At 44.8% G+C, this 17,083-nt stretch carries 14 protein-coding genes; 8 read left to right on the forward strand and 6 right to left on the reverse strand.

Annotated elements, in window-relative coordinates:
• Positions 1-26 precede the first annotated feature (26 nt).
• Positions 27-1,220 (reverse strand): amidohydrolase family protein, encoded by a 1,194-nt coding sequence (locus tag I5907_RS07340; RefSeq protein WP_196990063.1) that lies wholly within the window; start codon positions 1,218-1,220, stop codon positions 27-29.
• Between the two features lie 278 nt (positions 1,221-1,498).
• On the opposite strand from I5907_RS07340, the gene prfA reads away from it, so the two are divergent.
• From prfA to I5907_RS07365, 5 genes are all read left to right on the forward strand, one after another.
• Positions 1,499-2,563 carry a peptide chain release factor 1 gene (gene prfA / locus I5907_RS07345; protein WP_196990064.1) on the forward strand — a complete coding sequence of 355 codons (1,065 nt, stop codon included), beginning with the start codon at positions 1,499-1,501 and terminating at the stop codon, positions 2,561-2,563.
• Between the two features lie 78 nt (positions 2,564-2,641).
• Positions 2,642-3,730, forward strand: coding sequence for a glycosyltransferase (locus I5907_RS07350; protein ID WP_196990065.1), 1,089 nt, complete (start codon positions 2,642-2,644; stop codon positions 3,728-3,730).
• 55 nt (positions 3,731-3,785) lie between these two features.
• A complete protein-coding gene (gene gldC, locus I5907_RS07355) occupies positions 3,786-4,133 on the forward strand; it encodes a gliding motility protein GldC (protein ID WP_196990066.1) in 348 nt (115 codons plus the stop codon).
• A 24-nt stretch (positions 4,134-4,157) separates the two neighbouring features.
• Positions 4,158-4,610 (forward strand): GatB/YqeY domain-containing protein, encoded by a 453-nt coding sequence (locus I5907_RS07360; protein WP_196990067.1) that lies wholly within the window; start codon positions 4,158-4,160, stop codon positions 4,608-4,610.
• A gap of 41 nt (positions 4,611-4,651) precedes the next feature.
• Positions 4,652-5,191, forward strand: coding sequence for a CvpA family protein (locus I5907_RS07365; RefSeq protein WP_196990068.1), 540 nt, complete (start codon positions 4,652-4,654; stop codon positions 5,189-5,191).
• Positions 5,192-5,556: 365 nt separating this feature from the next.
• Here I5907_RS07365 and I5907_RS07370 read toward each other — a convergent pair whose 3' ends face one another.
• The gene (locus tag I5907_RS07370) at positions 5,557-7,188 is read right to left on the reverse strand and encodes a carboxylesterase/lipase family protein (RefSeq protein WP_196990069.1); all 1,632 of its coding nucleotides are present in this window, start codon (positions 7,186-7,188) and stop codon (positions 5,557-5,559) included.
• Between the two features lie 84 nt (positions 7,189-7,272).
• On the opposite strand from I5907_RS07370, the gene I5907_RS07375 reads away from it, so the two are divergent.
• On the forward strand, positions 7,273-7,998 hold the full coding sequence (locus I5907_RS07375; protein WP_196990070.1) for an NUDIX hydrolase: 726 nt from the start codon (positions 7,273-7,275) through the stop codon (positions 7,996-7,998).
• Here I5907_RS07375 and I5907_RS07380 read toward each other — a convergent pair.
• The 4 genes from I5907_RS07380 to I5907_RS07395 form a co-directional block, all read right to left on the reverse strand.
• On the reverse strand, positions 7,988-8,434 hold the full coding sequence (locus I5907_RS07380) for a putative signal transducing protein (protein WP_196990071.1): 447 nt from the start codon (positions 8,432-8,434) through the stop codon (positions 7,988-7,990). The two genes, I5907_RS07375 and I5907_RS07380, sit on opposite strands and share 11 nt — an antisense overlap.
• A 139-nt stretch (positions 8,435-8,573) precedes the next feature.
• Positions 8,574-9,521: a 3-keto-disaccharide hydrolase gene (locus tag I5907_RS07385; RefSeq protein WP_196990072.1), complete on the reverse strand. Its 948-nt coding sequence runs from the start codon at positions 9,519-9,521 to the stop codon at positions 8,574-8,576.
• 222 nt (positions 9,522-9,743) lie between these two features.
• A complete protein-coding gene (locus I5907_RS07390) occupies positions 9,744-10,148 on the reverse strand; it encodes a DoxX family protein (protein WP_196990073.1) in 405 nt (134 codons plus the stop codon).
• 210 nt (positions 10,149-10,358) lie between these two features.
• Entirely contained in the window at positions 10,359-11,711 is a 1,353-nt protein-coding gene (locus I5907_RS07395) for a Gfo/Idh/MocA family protein (protein WP_196990074.1), read from the reverse strand.
• Between the two features lie 637 nt (positions 11,712-12,348).
• Between I5907_RS07395 and I5907_RS07400 the strand changes: the two genes are divergently transcribed.
• A complete protein-coding gene (locus tag I5907_RS07400) occupies positions 12,349-15,297 on the forward strand; it encodes a SusC/RagA family TonB-linked outer membrane protein (protein WP_196990075.1) in 2,949 nt (982 codons plus the stop codon).
• An 18-nt stretch (positions 15,298-15,315) separates the two neighbouring features.
• Positions 15,316-16,950: a RagB/SusD family nutrient uptake outer membrane protein gene (locus I5907_RS07405; RefSeq protein ID WP_196990076.1), complete on the forward strand. Its 1,635-nt coding sequence runs from the start codon at positions 15,316-15,318 to the stop codon at positions 16,948-16,950.
• Positions 16,951-17,083 lie beyond the last annotated feature (133 nt).

The raw sequence follows: 17,083 nt of genomic DNA on the forward strand, positions 1-17,083 counted from the left end.
AAATCTTAAGGGCCGTATAGCGGTATCTACAACAATAGGGTAGCGGTAGTTTTATTTGTAAACAGCTCATTGTATGTGTTACAAATCAATACCACACCCGGCTTTTTACCTCTTTCAAAACTGCCAAGGCTATCCTGCATTTGTAAAGCATGCGCGCCATTGATCGTCGCCCATTGTAAAAGCGTCTCCGTTTCAATCCCGGGAAAATGTTTGCTCAATGTTTTCATTTCATCCAGTATGCTCAGGCTATGGTTGCTGGCTAAACTGTCAGTACCCAATACAATACGGCAGTTATGCTCTCTCAACAAACGCACAGGCGGTAAGGCATTTTCGATGTAGAGATTGGCATTGATGCATAAACAAAAAAATACTTCGCCGGCAGTATTGCCTTCATTGCGCTGTACAAAATCAATGTCTGCTGCTTTTGTAAAAGTGTTGTGCACCAGCAGTACGCTTTGCGCAGGCTGCAGCCTGGTAAAATACGACCGCAGGCTGCTTAATCCGGTAGGTTTAAAATGCGCATGGTTAATTTTCATCATGTCATACATACGTACAAAATCTCCGCTGTTGCTTAAAAAAAGCTCATCTTCAAAAGCGGTTTCCTGGTTATGTATGCTTACGGTTTTGCCTGCAAAGAATGGCTGTATATAATGCCATAGCTCATCAGATACAGAATAAGGGGCATGTGGCACCAGGGTAGTACGTGCATTTATTCTTTCATCTGCAGCAGCAAAGGCATGGTAAATAGTCCGGCTGTTTTCGAAGCGGTTATTTGCCACCGACGGCAGCCAGCCGCTAACTTCTACAAAATTATAATACGCCATTTGCTGTTGCAGTTTTTGCTGCAGCGTAAGCGTGTTGTTGCAAATATCGCCTGTGGCAACAATGCCGTTTGCGAGCATTTCAGTTTCAGCATTGGCAATGGCCTGCAGTATTTCATCTTCTGCAAAGTGGCGTTGTGTTACTACTTTAAACACAAAATCTACCAGCCCGGTATGTTCGGGTATAAGCCCTTTCATATGGCTCAGCTCCAGGTGGCAATGGCAGTTTACAAAACCGGGTGTAAGTATGCCGGGTAATTGCTGAATGTCTCCGCCGGCTTCCGCCGCCGGAACAATTTCCTGTATTACACCCGCTTCATCGGTAATTAAAACGTTATCTGCACCAAGCATTGCCGTACCGGTGAACAAATAATCTGCCTGGAATTTTTTGTAAGCCATGCTGTAAAGATAACAGATGTGCCAAGTGCTAAAATCGCTTAATTTTGCTGCCCTTATTTGCCCGCAGTGCAAGGCAAACACACAATCCGCTGCAACTTTTTTGCACGGCAGCAAAAGTTGCAAACGATTTAAAATGTGCCGCTGCGTATGCCACACTGCACCAGCAGGGTGTTTGCAAACGCAGTATCGTTATTGCGCAGGGCTATGGCGTACAAGAGTGCGACGCAAGAAAAGCTGCATGCTTTTACTGGTGCCGGGCTCATAAAAATTATCTACACATGTTAGACCAGTTAGATGCTATAAAAGCCAGATTTGAGCAGGTTGGCGTTGCGCTTACTAACCCCGAGATTATCAATAATCAAAAGGAGTTTCAGCAGTACAGCAAAGAATACCGCCAGCTGGAGCGTATTGTAAAACCTTACGAAGCATACCGCAAGGTGTCGGCAGATTATACTTTTGCCAAAGAAAGCCTGAATGGCAATGATGAAGAATTGCGTGAGCTGGCAAAAATGGAACTGCCCGAATTGGAAGAGCAAAAAGAGCAACTGGAGAAAGAGCTTACCAAACTAATGATACCAAAAGACCCGCAGGATGATAAAAATGCCATGCTGGAAATAAGGGCAGGTACGGGTGGTGATGAAGCATCTTTATTTGCCGGGGACCTGTTGGGTATGTACCTGCGTTATTGCGCTAAAAAAGGCTGGAAAACAAGTATTGTTACCGAAAGCGAGGGAACAGTTGGCGGCTACAAAGAAGTGGTGGTGGAAGTACAGGGAGAAGATGTGTACGGTACGCTTAAGTTTGAAAGTGGCGTACACCGCGTACAGCGTGTGCCCGATACAGAAACACAGGGCCGTGTGCATACGTCGGCAGCTACCGTGGCAGTAATGCCCGAAGCGGAGGAAGTAGATTTTGAGCTGAACCCTGCTGATGTAAAAATGGAAACAGCACGTAGTGGTGGTGCCGGTGGTCAGAACGTAAACAAGGTGGAAACCAAGGTAATGTTAACGCATATTCCTACCGGTACGGTTGTGGTGTGCCAGACCGAAAGAAGCCAGCTCGGCAACCGCGAAAAAGCCATGCAGATGCTGCGCACCAGGTTATACGAAGAGCAGGTACGCAAGCAAGAAGAGGAGATTGCAAGGCATCGTAAAACGTTGGTAAGTACCGGCGACCGCAGCGCGAAAATACGTACGTACAACTGGCCGCAGGGCCGTGTTACCGATCACAGGATCGGCCATACATCTTATAACCTGCCTGCCGTGGTAAACGGAGAACTCGATGAATTTATAGAAGCATTGCAGGTGGCCGAGAATGCAGAAAAAATGATCAAACAGCAATAAACCGGGTTACCGGGGATATATGAATAAACGACACCGCTCTCCACGTATAATAAAAGGTCTAAGAAAAGTTGAGGTGATATGCGTATAGCACTTATCCATCACAGTGATGATATTACCAATGATTACGGCGCCTATCTTGCCGCATTGCTCGATGAATCTGCCAAAGCAAAGGAATACCTGGTCAAAGATTACGACCATGTGGTAAATGCAAGAGAAAGCATTAAAGAAGAAAATGTGCTGCTGCACATCGTTATTCCCGCCGGCAGCAATTTTTCCCTTAAGTACTGGTACGGTTATAAGCTTAACCGCATCTTTAAAAAATACCAGGTAGATGTTGCAGTATGCCTTTATGGTGTATGTACCAATGCAACCATTAAGCAGGTACTGGTAATACCCGATGTATCACTTGTTAAACAGGAAAAACGTGAACTGCTGTGGCAGCAATTTGCTGCCGGCAGAATAAAAGAGAGCCTGCAAGCCGCATCAACCGTGCTGGTATATGCAAATGCTGCAAAGCAGGCTATTGAAAGCACCGGGATCGAATCCGGCAGGATACAGGTGTTGCCCTATACCGCACCCGAAGTTTTTGCACCAATGGAATGGCACAATAAACTGTATGTAAAAAGCCGCTACGCACAAAACAAGGAATACTTCGTGGGCATATTGCCAGACCATAACGAAGCTGTTTTTATAGACCTGCTCAAAGCCTTTTCTAAATTTAAAAAGTGGCAGCAAAGTGGTATGAAACTCGTATTACTCCCAAAAGATGAAAGTTTTGCCGGTAATATTTACGATAAGCTGGAAACCTATAAATATCGGGAAGATGTAAACCTGGTCAATGATGCAGACAGGAAAGATACCGCCGATCTTATAGCAGCAGCTTATGCATTACTGCACCCCGCAATAAGCGATGCAGACCTCTGGCCGGGCACGGTAGCACTGCAATGCAATACACCGGTAATAGCCACCCAAACGGCCAGCCTGGAAGAATACCTGCAGGATGCGGCAGTACTGGTGCCAGATAAAGATTATGAAGCTTTTGGTGATGAACTTAACCGCATTTACAAAGACGAGAACCATAAAACCAACATGACAGCCGCCGCCGCAAAACAGGCGGCATTGTACCGGCAGGAAGCCGTAATAGAAAGCCTCTGGCAACTGATGTAATTAACAATACCGCTTTTGCATTTCCATTATCTTAGTATTATCAACAAACAACAATATGCAAACTTCAACAATCTCTATAGATGTTCATCTGGATAATGATAAAGTACCTGAAAAAATAACCTGGAAGGCAGACAGCAGCTCGGCGGCAGAAGCGCAGCAGGCAAAAGCAGTGATGCTTTCTTTGTGGGATGGCGCAGACAAAAGCGCATTGCGCATAGACCTTTGGACAAAAGACATGATGGTAGACGAGATGGCCGATTTTTTTTACCAGACAATCATGACCATGGCCGACACCTACAACCGCGCCACGCACAACCAGGAAATGGTAGAGGATATGAAGAAGTTTGCAAAAGACTTTTACAACAAGTTCCGCGAACAGCAAATGAAAGACAACAAAGCATAAATTCTCTCACTATAAACGTAACATATGGGTTTAGAACAAAACATCATGGCAGAAATGAAAGAAGCCATGAAATCAAAGAACGAAGCACTTTTACGCGGTCTCCGCGCTATAAAAGCTGAAATCATAAAAGCCAAAACAGAGCCCGGTGCAAACGGCCAGGTATCAGAAGAAACAGAACTGAAAATGCTGCAAAAAATGGTGAAACAGCGCAAAGATTCCCTGGATGTATTCAGGCAGCAAAACCGTACAGACCTGGCACAAAAAGAAGAAGAAGAGATCGCTGTTATAGAACGTTTTTTGCCAAAGCAAATGAGCGAAGCAGAGCTGAAAGAAGCGTTGACAACGATTATTGCAGAAACAGGCGCCGCCTCACCCGCAGATATGGGCAAAGTAATGGGCGCCGCCACCAAACAGCTTGCAGGCAAAGCAGACGGCAAAGCCATTTCCGCTGCTGTAAAAGAATTGCTCAGCAAATAATTCCTCTATGCAGCATTGGGTAGTTTGTTTAAATTGCCTTTATGATCATAGACGTTATCACACTCATTATACTGGCCATGGCAGTCTTTAAAGGATTTAGCCGTGGCCTTATTGTTTCCATACTTTCTTTCCTGGGTATTCTCATAGGCCTCGCCGCAGCTATGAAGCTTTCTGTTGCCGTTGCCGCCTGGCTCGATGATCATACCGGTATCGGCACACAATGGCTGCCATTCATCGCATTCCTCGTGGTATTGATTGGCGTAATGCTGCTTGTACGCTGGGTCGCAAATCTTGCAGAAGCCGCAATAGAAATAGTGTTGCTCGGCTGGCTGAATAAACTGGGCGGTATAGTCTTCTATATCCTGCTCTATATGATGGTCTATAGCATCCTCTTGTTTTACGCAACAGAAATGGGCCTTCTCAAACCGGAAACCATAGAAGCGTCTCACACCTATGTATTGATTGAGCCCTGGGGTCCGCAGGTGATCAGTGCATTGGGTTATGTTATCCCTTTCTTTAAAGATATGTTTGAGCAGCTCAAACAGTTTTTTGAAAACATGCAACCTGCAACAGCCGTTTGACGGTGGTGTACTAAGCTGCATTGCTGTTATCATCGCCTGTTGTGTCACTCACTTGTACGTTCGGTTGTTTATGCAGCAAGTGTGCGGCATCGCTGCATATCAGCAAATAGTTTTTGTAAATATACTGCTGCTGCGAACAAACCAATGCCCTGCGAAGCTGTATCCTTTACTTTCTATCCGGGAAGAAAAAGTACCAACAGTTCAGGCAGGGATTAAGCTTATATACTACTGTGGCTTCAGCAGTAGTCGTTGCATCAGCACGATGCAGCATGGCGATCTTGTTGTTCGACCGGAAGTTATTTCACGTTTCACGTTTGCCGTCTTACATCTCACATCGCACGTTTCACGTCTCACCATTAAAGCAGTTAATTACCATACGCTTTATCGAGAAAGATATATCGTGCATCATTCGGTGCCTTTATTGCTGCTGACGCTGTATTGATGATCATGACAGGCGGATTGGCATCGCCTTTTTTAATCGCCGGCCATTCAGGTAAACTGCCGCCGTTGGGATTACCGGTTTTGATAAAGTTGGCAAAGTATTCCTGCATGGTAGCAGATACTGTATAGTCATCCTGCGTCCATGCATAATCTTTTACCAGGTGCAGGTTGCCCATGCAGTATTCAATTTCGCAGGCATGTGGCGCACCTATGGCTGCAGGCATTCCGGGTGCATTGCCTTCTTTTTTTACGGTGCCACCGGCCAGGCCGGGCGTTAAAGAATTATCTGCCAGCGCAGGTCTTAGCTTAGCGTACAGGTAGCGGTACACGGCTTGTGAGCTGTGGTTCACCTGCAGGTCCAGCCATTTCCATGTGCTGTATGCAATAAACCTGTCTGATGCAAGTGCCGTTGCAGACAACTCAATTTCTTTTTCATTGGCATGCGGGTACAACCTGAGCACTTCTTCAAAATCTTTCGGGTAGGCCTCTTTTACTTTTTTTACATATTGCTCATCTGTATAAGGCCCCTGGGTAAAGGCCATACCAGGAATTTCTGCAGAGTTCCAGCCGGCGAGTAATGGTACCATAGATTGCTCACCTGCTTTGAATGTTTCAGGTACCGTTTTGGTGTAGAAATATCCGTCAATCACCGTGGGGAAGCCGAAACGTTTGGAAGCAGTATAATATTCGTAAAGTTGTTGGGTAGTCATTGCACGTAGTTGCGCAATGGTTGGTGCGTTAATACCGGTAGCAAAATCGAGCCCTGTTTTTTCTGCTTCGGCCAGTGGAACGGGTGACAGGGTAGGATTGATTGCTGCACCACTTTCGCCAATGGCGCCGGCAAATAAACCTTTTGAGAGCGGGGAAGCCATTTGTGCACTTACAGAAATAGAACCGGCAGATTCACCTGCGATGGTTACCTTTTTAGCGTCTCCGCCAAAGGCCGCAATATTCTTTTGCACCCATTGCAGTGCTGCGTGCTGATCCAGTAAACCATAGTTGCCCGAACCTTTGTAAGAAGCCTCTTTGCTAAGATCGGGATGCGCGAAAAATCCAAAGATATTCAGCCTGTAATTTACGGTAACTACCACAATGCCTTTCCTGGCCATGCTGGCCCCGTCATAACGTGGTTCTGAGCCGTCACCGGCCACAAAGCCACCACCATAAAAATACACCAGCACCGGTAATCCTTTTGTATCGTGCTTTGCGGGTGTCCATACATTGAGGTACAGGCAGTCTTCACTAAGGCCCGCAGAACGTGAACTCATATCTCCGAACACAATGCCCTGCACAGGCCTGGCTGCAAATTTTTTTGTTTGTAAAACACCTTTCCAGTTATCCGGTTGCTGCGGTGCCTTCCACCTCAGATCGCCAACAGGTGGCTTTGCAAATGGAATACCTAAAAACAACTGCAGGTTTTCTTTGGTATCATAATTACCCTCTATAGTACCATTTGCTATTTTAACCTGTACGGGAAAGTTGTAATCTGTTTGAGCTATGGCCGCAATGGATACATACGTGGCGGCAAGCATAAGCATAATTTTTTTTATGAACATACAATTTATTGTCTCAGTGTGAGACAATAATAAAAATTTTTTGTGAACCGGGCTTATTTATTTTTGGACTATTAAAAGCATTGAATGGCAGTTTCAAAAAAAAATCCCGCAAAAGATACATACGGCAGGAACTACCTGACCAATATTGCCTACGATTCTGTTGTATTTGGTTTTTCCGGGGATAAGCTGAAAATCCTGCTGATGGAATACCACAATACGGGTTTGTTTGCACTACCCGGTGGTTTTGTGCAGCGCACAGAACATTTAAATGATGCTGTAAGGCGCGGCCTGAAAGAACGCACCGGGCTGGACAATATATACCTTGAGCAATGTTATGTATTTGGCAATACAGACAGGTTTAAGCCTGCAGTGATGAAGCAGATTTTAAAAGCAAACGGGTACGAAGTAAGCAATGATCACTGGTTACTCGACAGGTTTATTACGGTGGCTTATTATGCACTGATCAACTATGCGCATGTGGTACCAACACCTGATGCGTTGTCTGACTCCTGTACATGGTATGATCTTGATAACCTGCCCGGGCTGATTTTTGATCATAAAGAGATTGTGGAAAAAGCATTGCAAACCTTACGCAACAACCTTGACCAGCAATTGGTGGGCATGAACCTGATGCCGGCAAAATTTACCATGAAAGCTTTGCAAACTGTATATGAAGCAATATTGGGAACACCTATACGCCGAACAACATTTCAGCGGAAAATGTTAGGCCTGGGCATATTGAAAAGACATGGCAAACATTTTTCCGGCAGTGCGAACAAAGCACCATACCTGTATAGTTTTAAAAAGTAGGATTGTCTTCATCAGCGGTGTAATCGATGTTTGTATTGTCGGTTGGTTCTTTAAACTCTGCATTGCAGTCGAAACAATGCCACGTTTGTTCAACAGCTACTGCATAACTGGAGAAAAACCACGATGCAATAATACTCAGCCAGTTTACAGCTTTGCGTGGGGTATTGATAAATTCAATGTTATGACTGGCGCAGTTTGGGCAGGAAAAGGAGGCTTTGCGTGCTTCAAAAATTTCCTGCAATACTTTTTCTGCTGCTTCCTTCTCTTCGTCCGGGATCATGAGTTTTATACCGCCAACAGCGGTTGTCCATACAGGATTGATGGTAACCACATTTTCGTCTTTCAGCCAGCAGTTGAAACCTTCGCTTTCGAGGCGGGTAAGCAGCAGGTGCGCATCGATATAATTGTTGAAAGTTCTGAGAATGGAAAACTCCATGTGTTTAATTGTAGGGTTACCTGGTTATTGATTTTTTTATACGGCGTTACACCCGGAAGTGTTGCATAAAGATATACAGTACAAGAGTGCGACGCAACAGCAGTACAATGCATGTACTGCTGCCGGGTACACACATCCATTATTTTGCCGGGGTAATTACGATATTCCTGAATTCGATGGGGCCATGATCTCCCTGGAAATAGATTGGGCCTGGTTCATCTTCTTTACTATCAAGCGCACCGCCGGTAATACCTGGTATGGCCTGGTTACAGATAACTTTTTTGCCGTTTACTTCTAGTGTTACCATGCGGCCCACCAGCGTAATATCATAACTCTGCCACTCGCCTGCATCTTTTGCTTCCATGGTGCTGGGTGTAATAAAACCATACACGCCGCCAAGTAAACCAAAATCTGGCTGTAACCCTTTACTGTCTGTGATCTGCACTTCATAGCGGCCGCGCAGGTACACGCCGCTGTTGCTTTCTTTGGGGTAGCGAAATTCGAGATGCAGTTTAAAGTCTTTGAAAGTTGCGTCTGTAGCAATATTAGAACCCGATTTAGGACTGCGCAATACGCCATTTTCTGCCACCCACTGGTTTGTTTCGCCGAGGGCATGCCAGCCGGTAAGATCTTTGCCATTGAACAGTTTTACAGGTGTGCCCCATACCGGTTCTTTTTCTCTTTGCAGCAGTGGTGCACGAACACCGGTAAAGCTATAACTCTTGCCATCGGGGTAAGTTACTGTACCCTTTATCTGGTCGTTTTCGTAAGTGCCGCTGAAAGACATATCGCCTGCGCCTTGCTCCCATTGAGGCGGCACACTGAAGTCAAACTTATTGTCTGCAAAATTTACTTTGCTTACAGGTCTTGCACTGCCCACCACCACTACAACCTGGCCCACCAGCGTTTTAAAACCGGAGTGTTTTACTTCCAGCCATGCGGGTGCTGTTTTTCCATTCATGTCAATGTTGATGTCCCACCGTCCTTCAATGGTGTTGCCTTCAAAAGCAAAAGCTGTTATTGCAAGCATACATGCTACAAAAGGTAAAAAAATCTTGCGGATGCTGACAAGCATAATCTTATTCATAATAATGTAATTGATGGCTTCTAAGGTAATATAATTTGCCGCCATCAACATACTGCGCAAATAAAAAAGGTGCATTTACCGGTGGTGCACCTTCTTGTGTTATTGTGCTGTTGCACGATCTTTTTTACCGCTTACTACTGCGCAGATGGTCATACCATGCCCATGCCCCAGGTCAATGGATGTTTTTCAGATAAGCCTGGAATGACATACAAGCAATTTTAATTAATGTGTTGCGAGTTTGGTAAAGTAAGTATTGCTTTGTTTTGCAGATGCGTATTTGTGATATGCAACATAAGATGCAACCAGAATAAGCAGCATTACAAGCGGGAAGATAATGGCCGCAGACAAACCGCCAACAATCGTTAATGATGCTGCTGCGCAAATAAAGTCGAATGCAAAGCCGGCGTATACCCATTCTTTTACACGCCCTTTTACTACAGGCAGTACCAGCAATATTGCACCTGCCACTTTAAATACGGTAAGCATCACCCTGAAATAATCAGGATAACCAAGATAGCTGAAGCCTTGCTTCGCAAGTTCAGAATTAGAAGTAAATGCGGGCATTACACCTTCGAGCAGGAAAATGATGAGGGTGGTTGTCCAGTAAACAATTCGTGCGCTTTTCATGATTATCGTTTTTACAGTTATAAAATATCAGCACTGTAAAAGTAGACACCACTTATTGCGTTTACGGTGTGTAAAGGCGACTTTGTAACATGCCAAATGCGACAAAGAAAATGTATGGTACCGGCTGCAGTGGTACTATTGAGCATCGTTGCGTCGCAATCCGTTCATCGTTCTGTTCCCTGGTGAAGCACGCAACGTCAGCGCCGCTGCTTACACATTGTCAGGATGCGGGTGTGCCCAGGGTGCCCTGTATTGTCTTTGTAAAAGTTTTGTGGCTGCTGCATCCCCGATAATTTCCCGCTTCAGCGGGTCGTAACTCAGCGGCCTGCCCAGCTTCATAGAAAGATTCGCCATTATACAACTTGCTGTTGAGATATGCCCTTCTTCAATGTCTGCAACGGGTTTTATTTTTTTATCAATGGCATCAAGAAAGTTGAGCATGTGCAGTCTTGTTGCAGGTGCGGCATTCAGTTCTATTTGCGGTTCTTTAAGATCTGCAGGGTATTTTTCTTTTTCGTACACCACGTCTTTATGTATTTTCTGTCCTTTGTCTGCCGGTATAAAGTCGTACTGCATTGTGCTGCCACATAAAGTTCCTTTATCGCCATAAATTTTAAATGCCCACGGGTATTCCGGATCAGCAGGTGTGCCCCAGCTGCGGTGTGTCCATGAGCAGTTGAGGTCATCATATTCAAACAATGCGGTTTGTGTGTCAGCAATATTGCTTTTACCTGTTTTGTCAACATAAATACCACCGGTAGATGTAATACGTTTTGGCCAGCCCAGGCGAAGCAGCCAGCGCACCGCATCAAACATGTGGATACACATGTCTCCCATAATGCCATTACCATATTCCATAAATGCGCGCCACCATCTTACGTGTGGCATTTCATCAAAAGGCCGCATGGGTGCAGGCCCTGTCCACATTTCGTAGTCGAAAAAATCGGGAACAGTTGTAACAGGCGGGTTGCCGTTGTTGCGCATGTGGTAGTAGCAACACATTTCCACGTGAGAGACTTTGCCAAGTAAACCTGCGTCTACTACGTTCTTCTTTGCATCGAGCAAATGTGGGGTGCTTCTTCTTTGTGTACCCACCTGCACAACCCTGTTGTATTTTCTTGCTGCGGCAACCATGGCCTCACCTTCCATTACATCTACACTGATGGGTTTTTGTACATAAACATTTGCACCGGATTTTACCGCTTCTATCATTGTAAGTGCGTGCCAGTGATCTGGTGTACCGATCAATACAATTTCCGGTTTTATTTCCTGCAGGAGTTTCCTGTAGTCGCCATATAAGGCGGGCTTTTTCTTTACCTGCTGTCTTTCCATAACCATAGCAGCCGCATTGTCTAACTGGTGTTTGTCAACATCGCAAAGACCTGCTACTTCAACCGGTGCAACCTGCATTAGCCTGAAGAGGTCGCTTTTGCCATACCAGCCGGTGCCGATAAGTGCCACGCGCCTGGGCGGTGCAGTAAAATGGTTGATCATGCCATTTGCCTGTAAAGAAGCAAGCGCCAGTGTTGCAGATGTGCCACGTAAAAATTTTCTACGATTCATGGTATTGCGGTTTGTAATCGTTTAATAAGTACAAGTTAATGTAAACAGGCTTATTTGCAGTACCACGCATTCAAAATGGAAATAAAAAAACCCGGAAATTTTCCGGGTACATGATTACATAGATTTTAAAAGGTATTGGGTTTTTAATGTCTTCATAGTTATTACGGACCAAAGTACGTTTATCCCAGGGTTGCGATAATAAAAACGGTTAATACCAGAAAGCCAAAATATGTGCCACAACGTTTTAGATGTTCCAACACTGAAAGAGTGGTAAAAAAAGACCTCACATGTAGAAAGTGCATGCTGAATGAACACTATGATGAAACATTTTCCACACAAACGAATGATGAGGTTAGTTATTTAATGTTGTTACCTGGCATGCGATTGTGGCAATGTAGGGATAGTGTATATAGATGCAGGCAGCATGGCGGAGCTGCCGAACAGCGTGCAAGGCGTACAAGAGTGCGACGCAACTACAGTTGAACAGATTTACTGCTGCCGGGTACATATTAGTTTTCGGCATATAAAAGACGGAAAAAATATTTTGGAAAATTAAGTGTAATTTTTACATTTGTTAATAAATGTAATTTTAACACTTAAAAATTACAAACACTATCACTGCCAACAACGATTGCTTATGAATGTCACCAAGCTACTGCGGCTGCCTGTATTTACACTTGTGCTGTCCTTAATCATTGGTATTGCACACGCACAATCACGAACGGTTACCGGTAAGGTTGTATCTGCCACGGGCACACCCCTTGAAGCAGCCAGTGTGATGATCAAAGGCACTTCGATGGGAACAACCACCAACCGGGAGGGTGTATTCAGCATTAATGTTCCTGCGGCAAATAATACGCTTGTTGTTTCTGTAATAGGCTACCAGCAGCTGGAGGTTGATATTGCCAACCAGACCAACATTGAAATAAAGCTTACTGAGAGCAACGATAAACTTACTGATGTTGTGGTGGTAGGTTATGGTACACAGAAGAAGAAAGAAATTACGAGTGCGGTAACAAGTGTGAAAGCTGAACAATTCAACAGGGGTAATGTGCCAAATGTATCGCAGCTATTGCAGGGCAAGGTAGCAGGGTTATCTATAGCCCGGCCTGGCGGCGACCCGAATGCAGGATTTGCTATACGCCTTAGAGGCTTATCAACGCTTGGTGCCAACGCATCTCCGCTGGTGGTGGTGGACGGGCAAATTGGTATAGATATTAATACAGTTGACCCGAATGATATTCAAAGTATTGATGTGCTGAAAGATGCTGCTTCTGCTGCCATTTATGGTACACGCGGATCTGCTGGTGTGATTATTATTACAACCAAACGCGGCGCCAGGGGTGCGGCGTCTATTGCTTATAACGGAACACTCTCATCAGAAACTCCTGCTAAGTTTACTGACCATATGAGTGCTGATGAGTATGTTGCGGCAGGCGGCTCTGATCTTGGTTCCAAAACCGACTGGAACAAGGAAATTACCAGGACAGCCATTTCGCATACGCATAACCTTTCCATTTCCGGCGGCAACAATGGTACTTCCTATACAGCTTCTGTGAACTACCGTAACAACCAGGGTGTAGCAATTACCACAGGCTTTAGCCAGTTCAACGTGCACTTTGGTCTTACGCAGCGGGCATTAAAGGATAAGCTTGCATTAACGCTTGACGCGAATAACACCAAACGAAACTCAGATTTTGGCTGGAGTGATGCGTTTAAATACGCTACTATCTTCAATCCTACGGCGCCAGTTAAAAGCGCGGACCCTGCTTATGACCTGACCGGCGGTGGTTATTTTGAGCAAAACTTTGTTGACTATTCAAACCCTGTTGCGGTGCTTGAGCAAAATACCAACAAGCGTGTTACAAAGCGTAACAATATCAATGCTTCTGCAACATACGAGTTTATAAAAGGCCTGAAAGGCTCTGTACGTTATGCACAGGAAAACATCAGTTATTACAACTGGGCCTACCTGCCAAAAACATCGTTCTATGTAAGAAGCTTTTTAGGCGTAAGCGGTTTTGCGCGCAATGGTTATGCCTGGAAACGTGATGATGAAAGTTTTAACCAGTTGTACGAAAATACCTTGTCTTATGACGGGAAAATCAATAACCTGAGTATCTCTGCTGTAGGCGGTTACTCGTACCAGGATTTTCTTTATAATGGTTTTTATGTACAGGCCGGTAATTTTTTAACGGATGCTGTATCTGAAGATTTTAATAGTTCACTCGATTTTAAAAATGGTCTTGCTTATTCTGACAGTTATAAAAACGGCTCTAAGCTGGTCGCGTTTTTTGGAAGGGTAAATCTTAATTACAACGACATTGCGTTCTTATCAGCAAGTTTAAGACGGGAAGGTTCTACGCAGTTTGGCGCCAACAATAAGTGGGGTATGTTCCCTGCTGTAAGTGTTGGCCTTGACGTGAATAAATTTTTGCAGGTAAGTGCGATCAATAACTTTAAGCTGCGCGCCAGTTATGGTGTAACCGGTGCATTGCCACCAAGGTCCTACTTATCGCAACTGCTGTACGGCCCTGCCGGCGGTTCAGACAGGTTGTTTTATGCCAACGGTGTGTATTCTCCTTCTTATGCTCCTACACAAAACGCCAATGAAGACCTTAAATGGGAAAAGAAAGCTGAATTTGATGTAGGTGCAGATTTTGCCGCTTTTGGTAACAGGCTGACGGGTACGGTTGATTATTACAACCGCAATACTTCAGATCTCATCTTTAACGTTACGGTGCCTGTGCCCCCATATCCTACCAGCACACAGTTCCGTAACATTGGTACACTTAAAAGTAGTGGCGTAGAACTGATGGTGGCTTACGACATCATCAAAAACAAAGACTTTACCTGGAACAGCTCTGTAAACTTTTCTACGTACAGTGTAAAGCTTGCCAGTCTTAATAAAGACCTGGCGGGGAGTTTTGTGGGCGCTTCAAACCTTGGCACACCGGGCCAGGAACAAACGCAGATTACACGGGCCGTTGAAGGCGAAAAAATTGGTTTGTTATGGGGCCCTGTTTACAAGGGTATAGACAAAGACGGGCAATACCTGTTTGATGATGGTACGGGAAAAGACACCAACAGCACATTCTATAAAACAATTATCGGTTATGGATTGCCCAAGTTTGAATTCGGTGTTACCAACACATTCCGTTATAAAAATTTTGATTTAAACTTTTTCTTTCGTGGTTCCATTGGTCATGATCTGATCAACACCTTCCGTGCATTTTACGAAAATGCAACGGTGGTAAACAGCTATAACGTGGTAAATACAAAATATTATAATCCTGATCTTAAAGATGCGCAGGAATACAGTTCGCTGCATGTAGAGCGGGCTTCGTTTGTAAAGCTTGATAATGCCACGATAGGGTATAATTTCCAGATGAAGAAAACAGGTACAGTAAAAGGGGTAAGGGCTTTTGTTACCGGCCAGAATCTTTTTGTGATTACCGATTATACAGGTGTAGATCCTGAGGTGCGGTATGATGATGGCGGTAATATCCTGGCGCCCGGTATAGACAGGAGAGAAATATGGGTAAGAACAAGAACCTTCTCTCTTGGTGTAAACATTCAATTCTAATTCAAAACAATTGCTGTTATGAAAATACTATCCATTTTAAAATACTCTTTCTGTGCCTCGATAGTACTGGCGTGCTCATGTACTAAACTGGACGAAGAAGATGTGCTCTACGACCAGGTTACTCAGGGTAACTTTTTTAAGACCGATGCAGAGTTTCTTGCAGCTATTGGTGCGGCATATACGAACCTGTATGGCACTTTTGGTAATGCGGATAACATAATGCCCTTGCAGGAAGTAACAACCGATGAAATGGTTGTACCAACAAGGGGTGCAGACTGGGGCGATGGCGGCCACTGGGTGCGTTTAAAGTTGCACACATACAATGCAGATGATCCGCGCCCCGGAAACAGCTGGAGTGTACTTTTTGCCGGTGTTAACACATGTAACCGCGTAATATCTATTTTAGATCCGCTGGGTACGCCGGAAGCAGCGGCCTATATATCAGAGCTGAAAGCGTTAAGGGCAATCTATTATTACTGGTTACTTGACCTGTTTGGCAATGTACCCATCAGTATAGATTTTACGCAGACTGACCCGCCCACCAATAACACAAGACAGGAGGTATATGATTTTGTGGAGAAAGAACTCCTGGAAAATGCGCCTGCACTTTCCAAAACCGGGCCTGCGGATATTGTAACCTATGGCCGCGTAAACTATTACACCTGCTACGCGGTACTCGCCAAACTTTACCAGAATGCTGGTGTATATACCGGCACACCTCAGTGGGATAAATGCATTGCAGCCTGCGATGAGATCATCAATTCAGGCAAATATGCATTGATGAGTAACTACAATGATAACTTCAAAAAGGACAATTACGGATCTACTGAATTTATCTGGGCATTGCCTTATGACGAGATCAAGGCAACAGGCTTTACCATGCCGCTGATAACGCTTAACCCTGCACAACAGGCCGTATATAAGTTAGGGTTACAGCCATGGAACGGTTTTGCCAGTGTTCAGGAATTTTACCAGTCTTATATTGACCCGGCGCAAAACCCCGGCCCCCAGGGAACGGTGGTTGGTGTGGACCCTGCTGGAACACCTACTACAGGTACTGCCGATAAACGGTTGTCAAACTTTATTGTTGGTCCGCAATACCAGGCAGATGGCGTTTCTCCTTTGCTGGATGGGGCTGCGGATGCAACTGATCCTAACGGTGCGCCGATTGTTTTTACACCGTACATCAATGAGCTGCAACCTGCTGCATGGAGACAATCGGGTGCAAGAATAGGCAAATGGGAGATCTACAAAGGTGGTACAGGTAATCTGAGCAATGACTACTGCATCTTCCGTTATGCGGATATATTGCTTACCAAAGCAGAGGTGCTTTGCCGGAAAGCTGGTAACTGGAATGATGAAATAGCCAAATCGATCGTTAACCAGATCAGGACAACACATGGTGGTGTAGATGCATATACAACCATGACAGAAGATAATTTTCTTGCAGAGCGTGGCCGGGAAATGTTTGCAGAGGCAACACGCAGGCAGGACCTGATCAGGTTTGGAAAATATAACAGTGCTTACAGGTTTCACCCGCAGGATCCGTCCGATAATCTCGGGCCTTCCGGAATCAATCACCTGAATGTGTTCCCGATTCCTGCAACGCAGATCAATGCAAATAAAAACCTGAAACAAAACCCGGGTTATTAATAAAGAGTGTAGTCTTATAAATCGAGCAGTTTTACGTCCCTTTCCAGGGATAGCAGGCGAACAGGGATTCGCCTGCTTTCTTTTAAAGAATAATGCATGCGTTGCATTGTGCAGTTATTAATAAAATCAATAC

This window comes from Panacibacter microcysteis (assembly GCF_015831355.1).
Taxonomy (GTDB): Bacteria; Bacteroidota; Bacteroidia; order Chitinophagales; family Chitinophagaceae; genus Panacibacter; species Panacibacter microcysteis.